The 15,568-nt window shown below is 42.3% G+C and carries 10 protein-coding genes and 7 tRNA genes; 2 read left to right on the plus strand and 15 right to left on the minus strand.

Annotation, left to right across the window (positions count from 1 at the left end; genetic code table 11):
* Nucleotides 1–153: 153 nt before the first annotated feature.
* The 9 genes from EGC80_RS21070 to alaS all read right to left on the minus strand — a co-directional run bounded on the left by EGC80_RS21070 (nucleotide 154) and on the right by alaS (nucleotide 4,690).
* Nucleotides 154–230: transfer RNA gene (locus tag EGC80_RS21070), tRNA-Arg, on the minus strand.
* Between the two features lie 74 nt (nucleotides 231–304).
* A tRNA-Ser gene (locus EGC80_RS21075) sits at nucleotides 305–396 on the minus strand.
* Nucleotides 397–404: 8 nt separating this feature from the next.
* Nucleotides 405–481: transfer RNA gene (locus tag EGC80_RS21080), tRNA-Arg, on the minus strand.
* Between the two features lie 27 nt (nucleotides 482–508).
* Nucleotides 509–585 (minus strand) — tRNA-Arg (locus tag EGC80_RS21085).
* Nucleotides 586–612: 27 nt separating this feature from the next.
* A tRNA-Arg gene (locus EGC80_RS21090) sits at nucleotides 613–689 on the minus strand.
* Nucleotides 690–716: 27 nt separating this feature from the next.
* Nucleotides 717–793: transfer RNA gene (locus EGC80_RS21095), tRNA-Arg, on the minus strand.
* Nucleotides 794–815: 22 nt separating this feature from the next.
* Nucleotides 816–907, minus strand: a tRNA-Ser gene (locus EGC80_RS21100).
* 511 nt (nucleotides 908–1,418) lie between these two features.
* A complete protein-coding gene (gene csrA / locus EGC80_RS21105) occupies nucleotides 1,419–1,616 on the minus strand; it encodes a carbon storage regulator CsrA (RefSeq protein ID WP_076496509.1) in 198 nt (65 codons plus the stop codon).
* Between the two features lie 449 nt (nucleotides 1,617–2,065).
* Nucleotides 2,066–4,690 (minus strand): alanine--tRNA ligase, encoded by a 2,625-nt coding sequence (gene alaS, locus EGC80_RS21110; protein WP_124012033.1) that lies wholly within the window; start codon nucleotides 4,688–4,690, stop codon nucleotides 2,066–2,068.
* A 477-nt stretch (nucleotides 4,691–5,167) separates the two neighbouring features.
* Here alaS and EGC80_RS21115 point away from each other — a divergent pair, with 477 nt between their 5' ends.
* Nucleotides 5,168–6,199 (plus strand): IS630 family transposase, encoded by a 1,032-nt coding sequence (locus tag EGC80_RS21115; protein ID WP_124012034.1) that lies wholly within the window; start codon nucleotides 5,168–5,170, stop codon nucleotides 6,197–6,199.
* Between the two features lie 267 nt (nucleotides 6,200–6,466).
* Here EGC80_RS21115 and recA read toward each other — a convergent pair whose 3' ends face one another.
* The gene (recA, locus tag EGC80_RS21120) at nucleotides 6,467–7,531 is read right to left on the minus strand and encodes a recombinase RecA (protein ID WP_101032451.1); all 1,065 of its coding nucleotides are present in this window, start codon (nucleotides 7,529–7,531) and stop codon (nucleotides 6,467–6,469) included.
* A gap of 287 nt (nucleotides 7,532–7,818) precedes the next feature.
* On the opposite strand from recA, the gene mutS reads away from it, so the two are divergent.
* Nucleotides 7,819–10,401 (plus strand): DNA mismatch repair protein MutS, encoded by a 2,583-nt coding sequence (gene mutS, locus EGC80_RS21125; protein WP_124012035.1) that lies wholly within the window; start codon nucleotides 7,819–7,821, stop codon nucleotides 10,399–10,401.
* A 434-nt stretch (nucleotides 10,402–10,835) separates the two neighbouring features.
* On the opposite strand, the gene rpoS is transcribed toward mutS, so the two are convergent.
* The 5 genes from rpoS to truD all read right to left on the minus strand — a co-directional run bounded on the left by rpoS (nucleotide 10,836) and on the right by truD (nucleotide 15,542).
* A complete protein-coding gene (rpoS, locus tag EGC80_RS21130; protein WP_101032453.1) occupies nucleotides 10,836–11,807 on the minus strand; it encodes an RNA polymerase sigma factor RpoS in 972 nt (323 codons plus the stop codon).
* Nucleotides 11,808–11,885: 78 nt separating this feature from the next.
* The gene (locus EGC80_RS21135) at nucleotides 11,886–12,818 is read right to left on the minus strand and encodes a peptidoglycan DD-metalloendopeptidase family protein (RefSeq protein ID WP_372491483.1); all 933 of its coding nucleotides are present in this window, start codon (nucleotides 12,816–12,818) and stop codon (nucleotides 11,886–11,888) included.
* Nucleotides 12,819–13,083: 265 nt separating this feature from the next.
* Complete coding sequence (locus EGC80_RS21140; protein WP_101034721.1) at nucleotides 13,084–13,719, minus strand: protein-L-isoaspartate(D-aspartate) O-methyltransferase; 636 nt, start codon at nucleotides 13,717–13,719, stop codon at nucleotides 13,084–13,086.
* Entirely contained in the window at nucleotides 13,716–14,465 is a 750-nt protein-coding gene (gene surE, locus EGC80_RS21145; protein WP_124012036.1) for a 5'/3'-nucleotidase SurE, read from the minus strand. The genes EGC80_RS21140 and surE overlap by 4 nt, the downstream gene beginning before the upstream one ends.
* 3 nt (nucleotides 14,466–14,468) lie before the next feature.
* On the minus strand, nucleotides 14,469–15,542 hold the full coding sequence (truD, locus tag EGC80_RS21150) for a tRNA pseudouridine(13) synthase TruD (protein WP_124012037.1): 1,074 nt from the start codon (nucleotides 15,540–15,542) through the stop codon (nucleotides 14,469–14,471).
* Nucleotides 15,543–15,568: the final 26 nt, after the last annotated feature.

Raw genomic sequence — 15,568 nt, forward strand, 5'->3', positions numbered from 1 at the left:
TCAGTCGTTAAGATAAAGGCTCGATGAGCGCAGTTGAAGACGTACTTGCCCGGACGCATACTTTAATTTGATAAAGAGGTTACGGTTAAATGAGAAAAGGCTGTTAAAATTAACAAAAAAAAAGCCCCACATTAATGCAGGGCTTTTTTATTATGGTGCGCGTGGGAGGAGTCGAACCTCCGACCGCCTGGTTCGTAGCCAGGTACTCTATCCAGCTGAGCTACACGCGCAAAATCAGTACAAGATGCCATTCATAAATATTGCTATAGTCAGCACTTTAACAATACTCACTCTACTTAATGAATGGCGGAGAGGGAGGGATTCGAACCCTCGATGGGATTTAAAGCCCATACTCCCTTAGCAGGGGAGCGCCTTCGGCCACTCGGCCACCTCTCCGCAATATATGGTGCGCGTGGGAGGAGTCGAACCTCCGACCGCCTGGTTCGTAGCCAGGTACTCTATCCAGCTGAGCTACACGCGCATAAATTGGGTCTTAGTGAAACATGAATGGTGCGCGTGGGAGGAGTCGAACCTCCGACCGCCTGGTTCGTAGCCAGGTACTCTATCCAGCTGAGCTACACGCGCATTCATGATTAACACTTTACTATGTAATGGTGCGGATGGGAGGAGTCGAACCTCCGACCGCCTGGTTCGTAGCCAGGTACTCTATCCAGCTGAGCTACATCCGCATTCATGGTTCACATTTTAATAGATAATGGTGCGGATGGGAGGAGTCGAACCTCCGACCGCCTGGTTCGTAGCCAGGTACTCTATCCAGCTGAGCTACATCCGCATCGTATATCTATTGTAAGAAATGGCGGAGAGGGAGGGATTCGAACCCTCGATGGGATTTAAAGCCCATACTCCCTTAGCAGGGGAGCGCCTTCGGCCACTCGGCCACCTCTCCGTTTCTTGGCGCACATCTTACTGTTTGATGAAAATAAGTCAAACCCTTTTTAGGAAACCTAACTTCATTTGGACTGTTTTTAATCACATTGGATATAATAGGCTCAAATAATCATCAAAACCGTGTTATTTATTATGAATAATGGTTTTAAATAACCGTAACAATTTCATTAAGTCTCTGTTCATTCTACGAGAGTTTTAACCTTTTTTGGCAAGCGACATATTTGAAGACATCGTTGATCTCGATAAGGTAACTTCTACACGGCATATACTCGGCACTCAGTTGCCGCTCAACATCATGTTAAGCGACACAGACAATCGCCGGATAGGGTCTTAGCTAGTTAGCCTCAATTCTGGATAATATACGGTTTTTCCAAGTTGAGGTTAACTTATCAGGACTGATTTAAACTAAAGCGGCAATTTCTTTGCCGTGCAAAAAACAAAAAAGTCAGCAAATGCTGACTTTGATGATATCGAGCATATATCTGCCCGAAATTAAAAACTGCCCGAAATTAGAAATTTCCATCTTCAGAAGGCGTACCTGACTTCTCAGATTGAATACGCTGATAGATCTCTTCACGATGAACAGACACTTCTTTAGGTGCATTAACACCTATACGTACCTGGTTACCTTTAACACCTAACACAGTAACTGTGACTTCGTCACCGATCATTAATGTTTCGCCTACTCGACGAGTCAAAATTAGCATTCGATTGCTCCTTTAGTTCGATCTGCATAACACGCTTTATCCGTAATATGCGCTCATTATAAGGTTTGCTTTACATAAAATCATAGTATCAATTTCAAAATACGTCAGTTTATAAAGCATATTCTATTAGGAAATCATAAAATTTGACGATTGGTCGTCTTTTAAAACGAGATTAACGTAAAATAAACCAATTTACGTTATACCACTCAGTTGTTAAATAATTCATTACAGCAAACCAATAACAAAAACGATAGGAAGGGAAAACAAATACCAAGTGCTATATTTGAGCACACAATAAGTACTGTCCAACTAACAATCCTTTTAAACGCTTTTACTGCTAGCAAGATAGTTCACTATGCCAAATCTGCTCATAGCACTCAAGACATAAAGTCGCATATCTTAGACTTCATGTCTCAATTGCTATCAAAAACGCTAATCTACAGATTTCATTAACGTAAACGTTCGTTTACCCATGGTTCCACAAGGGCTAATGCTGCGGCTAGATTCTCAGGCTGAGAACCACCCGCTTGTGCCATATCTGGACGACCACCACCCTTACCACCAACCTGTTGTGCAACCATTGCCACGAGCTCGCCCGCTTTGACCTTTTTAGTTAAATCATTGCTGACGCCAGCAATTAAATTCACTTTACCGTCTTTAGCTGTGCCGAGCACAATAATCGCAGACTTTAGTTTTTGCTTTAGCTCATCTTGTAAACCACGGAGTGAACCTGGGTCAATACCGTTAAGCTGTTTAACTAACAGTTTAACACCATTTATCTCCACTGCATCCCCTGCCATATCGGCACTGGCTGCTGCGGCTAACTTATCTTTCAACTGAGACAACTCTTTTTCTAACTGTTTGACTTTATCTAACTGCGCTTTTAATTTAGCCACAACAGATGCACTGTCTGATTTAAGTAGTTGCGCGGTTTCATCTAACACGGCTTGCTGATCGGCAATATAAGCCATAGCAGCAACACCAGTGACGGCTTCAATACGACGCACACCTGCAGCAATACCGCCCTCTGAAGTGATTTTAAATAAACCAATATCGCCCGTGCGGCCAACATGAGTACCGCCACATAACTCGATAGAGAAATCGCCCATAGTGACAACACGTACCTGATCATCGTATTTCTCACCAAATAAAGCCATTGCGCCTTTTTCTTTAGCTTCATCAATGGCCATTTCAGTGGTGCAAAGTGCATGGTTACGGCGAATTTGGGTGTTAACTAAGTCTTCTACAGCTTTCAACTCTGATGGTTTGAGCGCTTCAGAATGAGCAAAGTCAAAACGTAGGCGTTCAGGGTTCACTAATGAGCCTTTTTGAGACACATGAGAACCTAACACTTGGCGTAATGCAGCATGCAATAAGTGAGTCACGGAATGATTTAACTGAGTACGATGACGTAACTTTTTATCCACTTGCGCGATTAACTGCTGGCCTAGCACTAATTGGCCTTGAGTTAATTGACCCTCATGACCTGTAGCCGGACCAAACTTATGCGTATCAGCAACGTTAAATACCACACCATCGGCTGTCAGTTGGCCTTTATCACCCACCTGCCCACCTGCCTCAGCATAAAATGGGGTGTTGTCTAATACGACAACGGCATCTTGACCCGCAACCACGGTATCAACCGCTTTACCGTCAACATATAAAGCAATTACGTTCGGCTGCCCTGTGAGTTCGGTATAACCACTGAAAGAGGTTTGTGCATCAATAATTAGCTGACTATTATAATCTGCACCAAAGTTACCTGCGGCTTGCGCACGGCTTCTTTGCTGCGCCATTGCAACGTCAAAGCCGGCTTCATCAACATTAATATCGCGTTCACGACAAACATCAGCCGTTAAATCAATAGGGAAACCATAGGTGTCATACAGCTTAAATACGGTGTCGCCATCTAAAGTATCACCTTGGAGGGTGTTCAGCGCGCCATCTAAAATCACTAAACCGCGCTCAAGGGTACGGGCAAACTGCTCTTCTTCGGCTTTTAAGGCTTTTTCAACAATGGCTTGAGATTGTGTTAACCCATTTGCGGCATCGCCCATTACGCTGATAAGCGTTGGCACTAATTTATAGAAAAAGGCGTCAGTCGCACCAAGCTTATTGCCATGGCGAACAGCTCGGCGAATAATGCGACGTAATACGTAACCGCGGCCTTCATTTGATGGCATCACACCATCGGCAATTAAAAATGCACATGAACGGATATGATCAGCGATGACGCGTAGTGACTTATCTTCTAAATCAGTAATACCAATAATATTAGCGGCTTGAGCAATCAACTGCTTAAAAATATCGATTTCGTAGTTTGAATGTACACCCTGCATAATGGCAGCAATACGCTCAATACCCATGCCGGTATCGACTGAAGGTTTAGGTAGTGGCAACATTTCACCGTCTGCTTGACGGTTATACTGCATAAATACAATATTCCAAATTTCAATAAAGCGATCGCCATCTTCTTCAGGTGTGCCAGGGCGGCCACCCCAAATATGATCGCCATGATCGTAGAAAATCTCGCTACAAGGGCCACAAGGTCCGGTATCACCCATCTGCCAGAAGTTATCTGACGCAAACGATGCACCTTTGTTATCGCCAATACGGATCATGTTTTCAGCTGACACACCAATTTTTTTAGTCCATAGGTCATAGGCTTCGTCATCTGTTTCATAAATGGTGACACATAAGCGTTCTTTTGGCAGCTTGAGTGTTTCGGTTAAAAAGGTCCATGCGAATCGAATCGCATCTTCTTTAAAGTAATCGCCAAAACTGAAGTTACCTAGCATTTCAAAAAAGGTATGGTGACGAGCGGTATAACCCACATTATCAAGATCATTATGCTTACCGCCCGCACGAACACAACGCTGAGATGTTGTTGCGCGGCTGTAATTACGCTTATCCATACCGAGGAACACATCTTTAAATTGGTTCATGCCCGCATTGGTAAATAACAGTGTTGGGTCATTGGTGGGAACGAGCGAGCTGCTATCAACAACCTGATGTCCGTTATCTTCAAAGTACTTTAAAAATGCACTTCTTAACTCTGCTGTAGTCTGAAACATAAATGGTCCTGAATAGAGAAAATACAAAAGTAACGAGCTTGGCATGCAAGCCAGTAAATGTTGGCATTATATACTGAATTTACGTCAACATGCGAGATGAGTGGTTTGATTCCCCTCTTAGTTGAAATCCATAAGAGTAGCCAATAACAAGCAAATATTAAAATCCACTGACCATAGGCATTACTATTGCAATTAGGCGTTATAAATAGGGCTATTAGATTGAGTGCAATAAATATTAGCGGGTCTTAACAGAAAGTAATTTGTTCATGAACACAAATTAGCAGTAAAAAGTAATCAATAAGAGGCTGGCTGCTTTAACGAGTCGTGTGTTGCTACGCGTAAGTTGCAGATATAAAAATGGCTACTTGAGGTGGGCTTTGTTGGACGTTGATGTTAAAACAGTGAATAACTACGGGGTATATACCCGTGATCATTGAAAATGCTTGATTTTGTCCCAAATGGGATCATCATAGCCCCATGAAACAAATTACACTCTCGCCAGAACAAAAAGTAGCATTGGAAACTCGACATAAAAGCTCGAGTGATAGGCGTGAGTGTGATCGCATTAAAGCCATTTTACTACGCGATGAAAATTGGCCAACGCCAATGATTGCCCAAGCGTTACGTATTCACGAAACGACCGTAGTTCGATACATTGATGCCTATGCTCACGACCAAAAACTCACGTGTAATAGTGGCGGCTCCTTAAGTTATCTGAGTCAAGAGCAAACTGAACTATTGATTGCACACCTGTGTGAGGTGACCTACTTGCATAGCCATCAAATAGTCGCTTATATCTCAGAACAATTTCAGATTAAGTACACAGTGTCAGGCCTCAATAAATGGCTGCATAAACATCAGTTCAGCTATAAAAACCCTAAAGGGGTTCCTCACAAATTTGATGAAGACAAACAAACGGCTTTCATTGAATATTATGAGCAACTAAAATCCTCGTTAACCCCTGATGAACCGTTATTATTTATGGATGCGGTTCATCCGACCCAAGCCACAAAAATCACCGCTGGCTGGATAAAAAAAGGCGTTGATAAACCGATAGAAACGACGGGAAGCCGAACCCGTATTAACGTGGTTGGTGCAATCCGACTTGGTCACTTAACAGAAGCGGTCATTGAGCAATATAGCAAAACGGTTAACGGTGCATCCATCATCGATTTTTTAAACCAAATTAGAGCGCGTTACTCAACAAGTGGTGTTATCCATTTGGTGCTTGATGGCGCTGGATACCATCGAAATGCCTTAGTGGTTAAAGAGGCTGAACATCTGAATATAACATTGCATTACCTGCCACCTTATAGTCCAAATTTAAACCCAATAGAACGATTGTGGAAGGTAATGAATAAGCATGCGAGGAATGGGCAATACTTCGCAACGACAAAAGAATTCCGACGAAAAATCACTGACTTTTTTAGCATCACCCTCCCCGATATTGCCGATACACTCGGTGATACAATTAATGATAACTTTCAGAAATTAAAAACTGCAGTTTGAATTCACTTGAGTATAAGTATTAATACCATTAACACTTATGCTGTACTCATGTACTCATGTACTCATGTACTCATGTACTCATGTACTCAATGATAAAAAACATATTGAAGTGATAGGATCGTTAACTGCTAATCACTATTGTTAGGGTCATTATACTGACTCATCATTAGGAACATCATTAAGTGCGTATGTACTTACAGGATATTTCATGGCGGGAATATTCGCGGCGCGCAAGATGCGCTACCGCGATATATTTGACTGACTGGCTTAGAATACCTCGCCAGTTTCAAGATCGACATTCTCATCATTTTCAGTTTTTGAGCCTGATGCATTAGCACCACCGTTCAATAACATAGCACGAAGAGTGGTATTGATTTCACTGGCAATGGCTGGGTTTTCAGTTAGAAACTTACCCGCATTAGAGCGGCCTTGACCAATTTTTTCGCCTTTGTAACTGTACCAAGAACCCGCTTTATCAACCAGCTTATGAGCAACGCCTAAGTCAACTAACTCACCGGTACGATTAATACCTTGTCCATAAAGAATTTGAAATTCAGCTTGCTTGAATGGAGCGGCAATTTTGTTTTTAACCACTTTAACGCGGGTTTCATTACCCACGACTTCGTCGCCCTCTTTAATTGCACCTATACGACGAATATCTAAACGAACTGAAGCGTAGAACTTAAGCGCGTTACCACCAGTAGTCGTTTCTGGACTACCGAACATAACACCAATTTTCATCCGAATTTGGTTAATGAAAATAAGCAAAGTATTAGATTGCTTGAGGTTACCAGCAAGTTTACGCATTGCTTGGCTCATCATACGAGCGGCTAGGCCCATATGCGAATCACCAATTTCACCTTCAATTTCAGCTTTTGGCGTTAACGCTGCAACAGAATCGACCACAATAACGTCGACAGCACCAGAGCGGGTTAACGCATCACAAATTTCTAATGCTTGCTCACCGGTGTCTGGCTGTGAACAAAGTAAGTTATCAATATCTACGCCTAGCTTTTTGGCATAAATAGGGTCAAGTGCATGCTCAGCATCAATAAACGCACAGGTTTTACCTTCGCGTTGCGCCGCTGCAATCACTTCCAGAGTTAACGTCGTTTTACCTGATGACTCTGGGCCGTAGACTTCAACGATACGTCCCAGTGGCAAACCACCCGCACCTAGAGCGACATCCAATGAAAGTGAACCGGTAGAGATAGTTTCAACATCCATTGTGCGATCTTCGCCCAACTTCATAATTGAGCCTTTACCAAATTGCTTTTCAATCTGACTTAAAACGGCGGCAAGTGCTTTCTCTTTATTTGGATCAACCTTCATTATAAAACCCTCTAAGGCATTCAATACGTTTAGTAAAATGCTGTTTTGACTTAGGTGAAATGATGTAAACCATTTCAGTATGTTCATCAGTATACTGTATAGTCATACAGTATCAAGTGCTGAGCGCAATTTATTTTTTAACCTGTGATAATTGCCTTTTCACATCAATATTTTATCCAGATATACTTTTTATTATGAATCTATTTATACGCTGGGGACAAATATTGTTAAGATTAGCCCCATAAAATTACGCCCCCTAAGATTGATTAAATAGTGAAGTGTTCATAATGACAGTAATTGATACCAGCGATTTAGAAAAACACACCCCGATGATGCGTCAGTATTTGAGCTTAAAAGCTGCTCATGCTGATATGTTATTGTTTTATCGGATGGGTGATTTTTATGAACTGTTTTACGATGATGCTAAACGCGCTTCTGAAATGTTGGGCATTTCTCTCACCGCTCGCGGGAAAAGTGGCGGCGATCCTATTCCCATGGCAGGTATTCCCTATCATGCCGTTGAGGGCTATTTAGCAAAATTAGTTAACATAGGTCAGTCTGTGGCCATTTGTGAGCAAATTGGTGACCCCGCAACATCAAAAGGTCCAGTAGAACGCCAAGTCGTGCGTATTGTCACTCCAGGCACTCTAACCGACGAAGCCCTACTGCAAGAAAAACAAGACAATTTACTGGCGGCACTTTATCAAGGTAAAAACGGATTTGGATATGCCACACTGGATATTTCATCAGGTCGTTTTGTGGTTGCAGAGTTACCCACCCGTGAAGCATTAGAAGCTGAATTACAACGCACGAATCCTGCCGAATTACTTTACAGTGAAGATTTTACTGACATGTTATTAATCAATAATATGAAAGGCATTCGTCGCCGTCCAGAATGGGAGTTTGAGTACGATACTTGTGTGAATTTACTGCTCAGTCAATTTGGCACCAAAGATTTACATGGTTTTGGGATGAGTGATGCTCGATTGGCGTTACAAGCTGCAGGTTGTTTAATGCAGTATGTAAAAGATACTCAAAAAATGGCGTTGCCACATATCAACGCCATTGTACGTTTTAATCAATCGGAATCGATAATTTTAGATGCCGCGACTCGACGTAACTTAGAATTAACACAAAACTTGTCTGGCGGACGTGAGAACACTCTTACGTGGGTATTAGATAATACCGCAACCCCTATGGGAAGCCGCATGTTACAGCGCTGGATCCACGAACCATTACGACATCGCCAAACGATTCAATATCGCCATAACGCTGTCAGCGAATTGATTGAGCGAGACTTATATCAGACGCTACATGAACAGCTAAAAAGCTTAGGTGATATTGAACGTATTATGGCACGTTTGGCACTACGCAGCGCCAGACCACGTGACTTTTCACGTTTAAAGCAAGCATTAACACTTCTGCCTGAGATCCAGCAAACCTTAGCGGTATGCCAGCAACCTCGATTGAGTACATTAGTCCAATTATTAGGTGAATTCCCACAACAACACGACCTATTAGCACGCGCTATTGTAGACAATCCGCCCATGTTAATTCGTGATGGTGGCGTTATCCGTACTGGCTACAATAATGAATTAGACGAATGGCGAAAGTTAAGTGAAGGGGCAAGTGATTATTTAATCGAACTTGAAGCTCGCGAGAAACAACAAACAGGGATTAATACCTTAAAAGTGGGTTATAACCGCGTCCATGGTTACTATATTGAAGTGAGCCGTTTACAGTCAGACAGAGTGCCACTGAGTTATCAACGCCGCCAAACACTTAAAGGGACTGAGCGTTATATCACCCCAGAGTTGAAAGAATACGAAGAAAAAGTACTCTCAAGTCAGGGAAAAGCACTCGCACTTGAAAAACAACTTTGGGAACAGCTGTTTGACTTATTACTGCCAAAATTACAAGAGTTACAGCAGTTTGCTACTGCTGCTGCAGAACTTGATATATTGAGTAATTTTGCAGAACGTGCCCAGACCTTTAATTACCAATGTCCGCAAATGACTCACGAAACTGGTATTCATATTGATGCGGGTCGCCACCCAGTGGTTGAACGAGTCAGCCAAGCGGCGTTTATTGCTAACCCTGTCGCTTTAACACCGCAACGGCAAATGCTAATCGTTACCGGTCCTAATATGGGCGGTAAATCAACCTATATGCGTCAAGTGGCGCTCATTACATTAATGGCACACATTGGCTGTTTTGTGCCCGCAGATTCTGCTCAAATAGGTGAGATTGACCGTATTTTTACCCGCATTGGTGCCTCTGATGATTTGGCATCGGGTCGCTCAACCTTCATGGTTGAAATGACCGAAACCGCCAACATTTTGCATAATGCAACCGCAAACAGTTTGGTGTTGATGGATGAAATAGGCCGTGGTACTTCAACCTATGATGGGTTAGCGCTCGCGTGGTCTGCTGCAGAATATCTCGCTAAAAACCTTAGTGCACTGACATTATTTGCCACTCATTATTTTGAACTCACCCAACTGCCCGAACTGTTACCGTCAGTGATTAATGTGCACTTAGATGCCATAGAACACGATGACACCATTGCTTTTATGCATTCGGTACAAGAAGGTGCGGCAAGTAAAAGTTATGGTCTGCAAGTTGCGGCGCTCGCAGGTGTTCCGGCCTCAGTCATTAAAGCGGCAAAACAAAAACTGCATCAACTTGAAAACCGTGACATGAGTTTATCACAGCAAAATCCGACCCAAGTGAGCATGAATTTATTACCTCCAATACCAGAGCCGTCGCCAGTGTTGGACAAGTTAGCGCAAATTAATCCTGATGATTTAACCCCTAAACAGGCATTAGATTATTTATATGAATTAAAGCGTTTAAATAACGTAAGCTAACAAATAACGTAAGTTAACAAATAATGCCGTTTGGTAGCTTACCCATCTCTTATACCGAGTTGAGGTTATTGAAACCGTGGAAGTCGGCCAAGGCTTCCACTCCAATACTGCATTTCGCGACCATGTAGCACAGCAACAATGATAGGCTGACACAATAAGCAGGAATAATGAGAGACTAAAAACGAGAGACTGAAATGGACTAAAAGTGGGGACGCGGCGTCAAAAAACATCGGGGGGGGTGAGGCAAATTGTTTAACAAACTTTTTATCTTAACAAACGATTGAGCTTACGTTTACATCGATTAAGCTCAAATAAATTAACGAGATAAACCTAAATACATGAGATGGAGTATTAACCACTCATATAGGTTCTCAACCCGAATACCGACAAAACCTTAAGCTGTACTTATTGAACAATTATCGATTCAATATTCATTAGTCTCTGAATAATGCTTCAACTGAAAGCCCTTGCGCGCCAAGTAAATCTTTTAAGCGTTTGAGAGCTTCAACTTGAATTTGGCGCACTCGCTCACGGGTTAACCCGATTTCAGCACCGACATTTTCTAATGTTGAAGGTTCATATCCGAGTAAACCAAAACGTCTCGCCAGCACTTCACGTTGTTTAGTATTAAGCTCATTTAACCACTCTACAATCGAATTAGATAAATCTTCATTTTGTACGCGATAATCTGGACCGACGGAATCATCATCAGCAATGACATCTATTAATGCTTTCTCATTATCGCCACTAAATGGCGAGTCTACCGAGGTAATTCTTTCATTTAGTTTTAACATGCGACTGACATCACCAGTGGATACATCTAATTTTTCGGCAATCTCTTCTGCGGTAGGTTCATGGTCAAGTTTTTGAGCAAGTTGTCTTGCTGTGCGCAAGTACACATTTAATTCTTTAACAATATGGATGGGTAAACGGATAGTGCGAGTCTGGTTCATTATCGCTCGTTCGATGGTTTGTCTAATCCACCATGTTGCATAAGTGGAGAATCGGAAACCACGTTCAGGGTCAAATTTTTCTACCGCTCTGATTAAACCTAAGTTACCTTCTTCGATAAGATCGAGTAGCGCTAAACCACGATTGTTATATCTTCTGGAAATTTTAACGACAAGGCGAAGGTTGCTTTCGATCATGCGGTTGCGAGATTTTTCGCAGCCTTTGAGGGCTTTACGTGAAAAAAACACTTCTTCCTCTGCAGTCAGTAGCGGAGAAAAACCTATCTCACCTAAATATAATTGAGTAGCATCTAAATTTTTCTGTAAGTCATCTTGGACTTTTTCTTCAATCTCGAGTTGTTGTACCAAATCACGGTGATCGGTTGTATCTCCCGGTGGTTGTTTAGCTAGATCGACAAGATATTCTGCTGAAGCAGTATTATTTTTGCGGCTCATAATTGCTCTCCCAAACCTAATTTATGTTATTTAATCTACTGCAATTGCTTATCCTCCGTTAATTATGTGACTAAACAATTACTGTTTAGGTAGATATCGTAATGGGTTGACAGACTTACCATGAAAGCGCACTTCAAAGTGAAGCATAACTTGATTAGTCCCGGTACTGCCCATTTTTGCAACTGTTTGACCTGCACTCACATATTGCTTTTCTTTAACCAGTATCGTGTCGGCATGCGCATAAGCACTTAAAAAATCATCATTATGCTTGATAATCACTAAGTTGCCATACCCGCGCAGTGCATTACCTGCATACACGACTCTCCCATCTGCTGCGGCTTTAATAATATCGCCGCGGTTACCAGCAATCTTTATCCCTTGATTGCCTTGTTCTGATGCCGAAAAATATCCAACTATTCGACCTCTAACTGGCCAGTGCCATTGCTGAACTTGCTGTGGCAAATTTGCGACAGAACCTATTGCACTTTGGTTAATTGTTTGCTGGGTAGTTGTTACAGAATACGCAGGCTTGACTTTGTGATCAAGAACTTTTTTCGTTCTGGCTGAAACTACTGCTGGGCTTGGCTTTGGAATATCCTTCGGTTTGATTGTTTCTAATTGAGAACGATTTGAGCTCGAAATATATGGTTTGGTAACGGCTTGTGTTTGTACAGAAGTAACATAAGGTTGAGGTGCTCGAACGGTTGTCGATGGACGATTATTAGTGGCCGCTAAATTAAGTACTTGCCCAGGATAAATAATGTAAGGAGACGATAAATGGTTCAAACGGGCAACGTCCACAAAATTACGCCCTGCCCCCCAAGCAATTGAATAAAGCGTGTCACCTTTCTTTACTTTGTATTTGTTCGTTTTTAATGAGCCTTTATGATAACGAGGACCATGATTATTTGACGATAAACTGTCAACCGGCGCGGGACGATCAGCTTGAAAGCTGCATCCAGTGAGCATAATTGCTAAGACCAAAAAGTGTGGCCAACCGGTATTCATCAAACAAAATCCTTTTAGGAGAGGTACGTGATTGTTAGGCTAAAACAAGCTTGTTGCAAACGAAAATATCGTTAATGTATCAAACCTCATTTTATCATGTTGACTAAGCTCAACTCGGGATAAGAGACGGGATAAATCGATAAAAACAGGTTTACGCCAAGTCTGCAATATCAAACTTGCCATTTGTGTTGCCAACAAGGCCCATTGCGCGTCAATAGCTTGCCTATTGCAATGCAATAGATATAGCAGGACAAAGAGCTGAGGTTAACTATGCCAAATCGCCATTAATTAAAGGAACAAATTTAACTGACTCAATGATCTCAGATTGGAATGCCTGTCCGACACGGGTAATTTTAAGCAATTGTTGGGTGTCTTCTCCCACCGGAATAATTAATACACCACGGTCAGATAATTGTTCAAGCAATGCTTGAGGTACCCTTGCTGCAGCGGCCGTCACCATAATGCCATCAAATGGCCCTCGATTTGGCCACCCTTGCCAACCGTCGCCATATTTGAATGATACATTATGTAGGTCTAGGCGCTTTAGTCTTTGACGAGCTTGTATTTGTAATGCTTTGATACGTTCAATAGTGCATAACTCTGGAATTAACGATGCTAAAATAGCAGCCTGATAGCCTGAACCGGTTCCAATCTCTAATACTTTTTGAGGGTTATGCTGTAACAGAAGCTCAGTCATTCGAGCCACAATGTAAGGTTGTGAAATTGTCTGTCCCTGCCCGATTGGTAATGCAGTATTTTCATACGCCTTATGAGCTAATGCACCATCAAGGAACAATTCCCGTGGTGTTATTGCTACAGCATGCAATACGGCAGGATGTCGGATCCCTGCATCAGACAATTTCTTGGCCAAATTTATTGCTGATGTTGAAGCTACCGGTGTCATATTTTTATTATCCAATCGGCTAATCCATCAAGTTGATTGTATGCCGTCAAATCAACTGTTAGGGGGGTTATTGATACATATCCTGCTGCTACTGCATCGAAATCGGTCCCTTCACCTGCATCTTGTTCACTTCCAACAGGCCCAAGCCAGTATATATCTTTACCCGCTGGATCTTGGGTTTTTATCATACCTTCTGCTTTATGCCGTGCACCTAAACGGGTGACTTTAATCCCTTTAATTTCTGCTATCGGTAAATCGGGGACATTAACATTTAACATTTGATCACGACTAATAGGATGAGCCAACAACCCTTTTACAATTTTAGTCGCATAAACCGCAGCAGTATCGTAATGAATTAATGATTTTCCCACGAGAGACACCGCTATGGCTGGCAGACCTAAAAAACGCCCTTCCATTGCAGCGGCAACGGTACCTGAATATAAGGTGTCATCTCCCATATTCGCACCGGCATTAATACCGGAAACCACTATGTCGGGTTCCGTAAGGCACAGCTGCCTAATAGCGAGATGAACACAGTCAGTTGGAGTGCCATTAACAGCAATATAGCCATTACCTAAATTATTGATTCTCAATGGATTAGTTAAGGTTAATGAGTTACTCGCACCCGAACAATTACGATCAGGTGCAACTGTTAACACTTGGGCAAACTCGCTCAGTGCGTTACTTAACGCAATAATACCGGCCGCACTCACACCATCATCATTACTGACTAAAATATTAATCATTCATTAGCACTCTTCATTGGATTGTGCTTGTTGATCCGCAACCATCTCTTTTCGCTGTGATTCTTGAATATCTTGATAATCAGCAAGTTCACGTAACATCGACGTGGCATAACTGCCGGCCGGCAACACAAACTCAAGGGTAAGTATATTCGCTTCAAACTGCCATTTTATCCCTTGAGGCTCAAGCAATAAGGGTCGTCTTTCTTGTGATAAGCCCGCATCTTCGAGTCCTTGCAAGTCAGTTGATAAATCTGTTAATGGTGCCAGTTCAACGGCTAATGCTTCGGCTTGCGCTAATGGTATACCTTTGCCCCACAACGGGGCTGAAAGTTGAATATCTTTTTCTGCTAAGCGACTATTGAGAACCTCATCCCACGTTTCAGCGGTAAAATAGCTTTTACTGCCAGCTAACATCACGCAATCGCCTGCTAATGTGTCAGTATGATGATGGGCTAAACGAAATGACACCACTTGATTAAACACATTGGAACGTACTGCTGATAAATACATGCTGCGTTTATGACGATCTTTTACGTTGCGACCACCGCTGAGCATTTGTCGACCCCAAATGAGGTTTTTACCGTCGTGGCCAAAACGTTGCTCGCCAAAGTAATTGGGTACACCTAACTTAGCAATCTGTTGTAGACGTGTTTCAACATCGGCAATATCGGTTATATTGCGTAATGTCAGCACAAACCGATTTCCGATCAAGGCGCCTATACGCAGTTTTTTACTGTGGCGGCTGCTCGACAAAATCGTTAATTTCTCATTATTAAGCTCTGTCCACTCAGGGGTTTCTTTACCCGGAATACGTACCCCAAACCATTGTTCGGTAATAGCATTTTTATCTTTCTGGCCAGCGAAGGTCACTTCTTTCGGATGAACTTTAGCGAACTTAGCCAATATTTCAGCAACATAGACCGTATTCATGCCGTTTTTACGCACATGGAGCATATGATGCTCGCCTTCGCCTGTTGGCGTAAAAGGCAAAATTTCTTTAACAATAAAATCGCTATTATAGGTACGTAAATCAGCTTGGCTTATTGGTTTACCAAAAAGGTAATGTAATTCTTTCATGTGCCAGAATTCTCTATATTTTGTAG

This window comes from Shewanella psychromarinicola, assembly GCF_003855155.1.
GTDB classification, from domain to species: domain Bacteria; phylum Pseudomonadota; class Gammaproteobacteria; order Enterobacterales; family Shewanellaceae; genus Shewanella; species Shewanella psychromarinicola.

What these genes read in the sequence shown, in the direction of transcription:
- csrA (WP_076496509.1), bottom strand. Translation starts at nt 1,616, where the DNA reads ATGCTAATTTTGACTCGTCGAGTAGGCGAAACATTAATGATCGGTGAC.
- alaS (WP_124012033.1), bottom strand. Translation starts at nt 4,690, where the DNA reads ATGTTTCAGACTACAGCAGAGTTAAGAAGTGCATTTTTAAAGTACTTT.
- EGC80_RS21115 (WP_124012034.1), top strand. Translation starts at nt 5,168, where the DNA reads ATGAAACAAATTACACTCTCGCCAGAACAAAAAGTAGCATTGGAAACT.
- recA (WP_101032451.1), bottom strand. Translation starts at nt 7,531, where the DNA reads ATGAAGGTTGATCCAAATAAAGAGAAAGCACTTGCCGCCGTTTTAAGT.
- mutS (WP_124012035.1), top strand. Translation starts at nt 7,819, where the DNA reads ATGACAGTAATTGATACCAGCGATTTAGAAAAACACACCCCGATGATG.
- rpoS (WP_101032453.1), bottom strand. Translation starts at nt 11,807, where the DNA reads ATGAGCCGCAAAAATAATACTGCTTCAGCAGAATATCTTGTCGATCTA.
- EGC80_RS21140 (WP_101034721.1), bottom strand. Translation starts at nt 13,719, where the DNA reads ATGACACCGGTAGCTTCAACATCAGCAATAAATTTGGCCAAGAAATTG.
- surE (WP_124012036.1), bottom strand. Translation starts at nt 14,465, where the DNA reads ATGATTAATATTTTAGTCAGTAATGATGATGGTGTGAGTGCGGCCGGT.
- truD (WP_124012037.1), bottom strand. Translation starts at nt 15,542, where the DNA reads ATGAAAGAATTACATTACCTTTTTGGTAAACCAATAAGCCAAGCTGAT.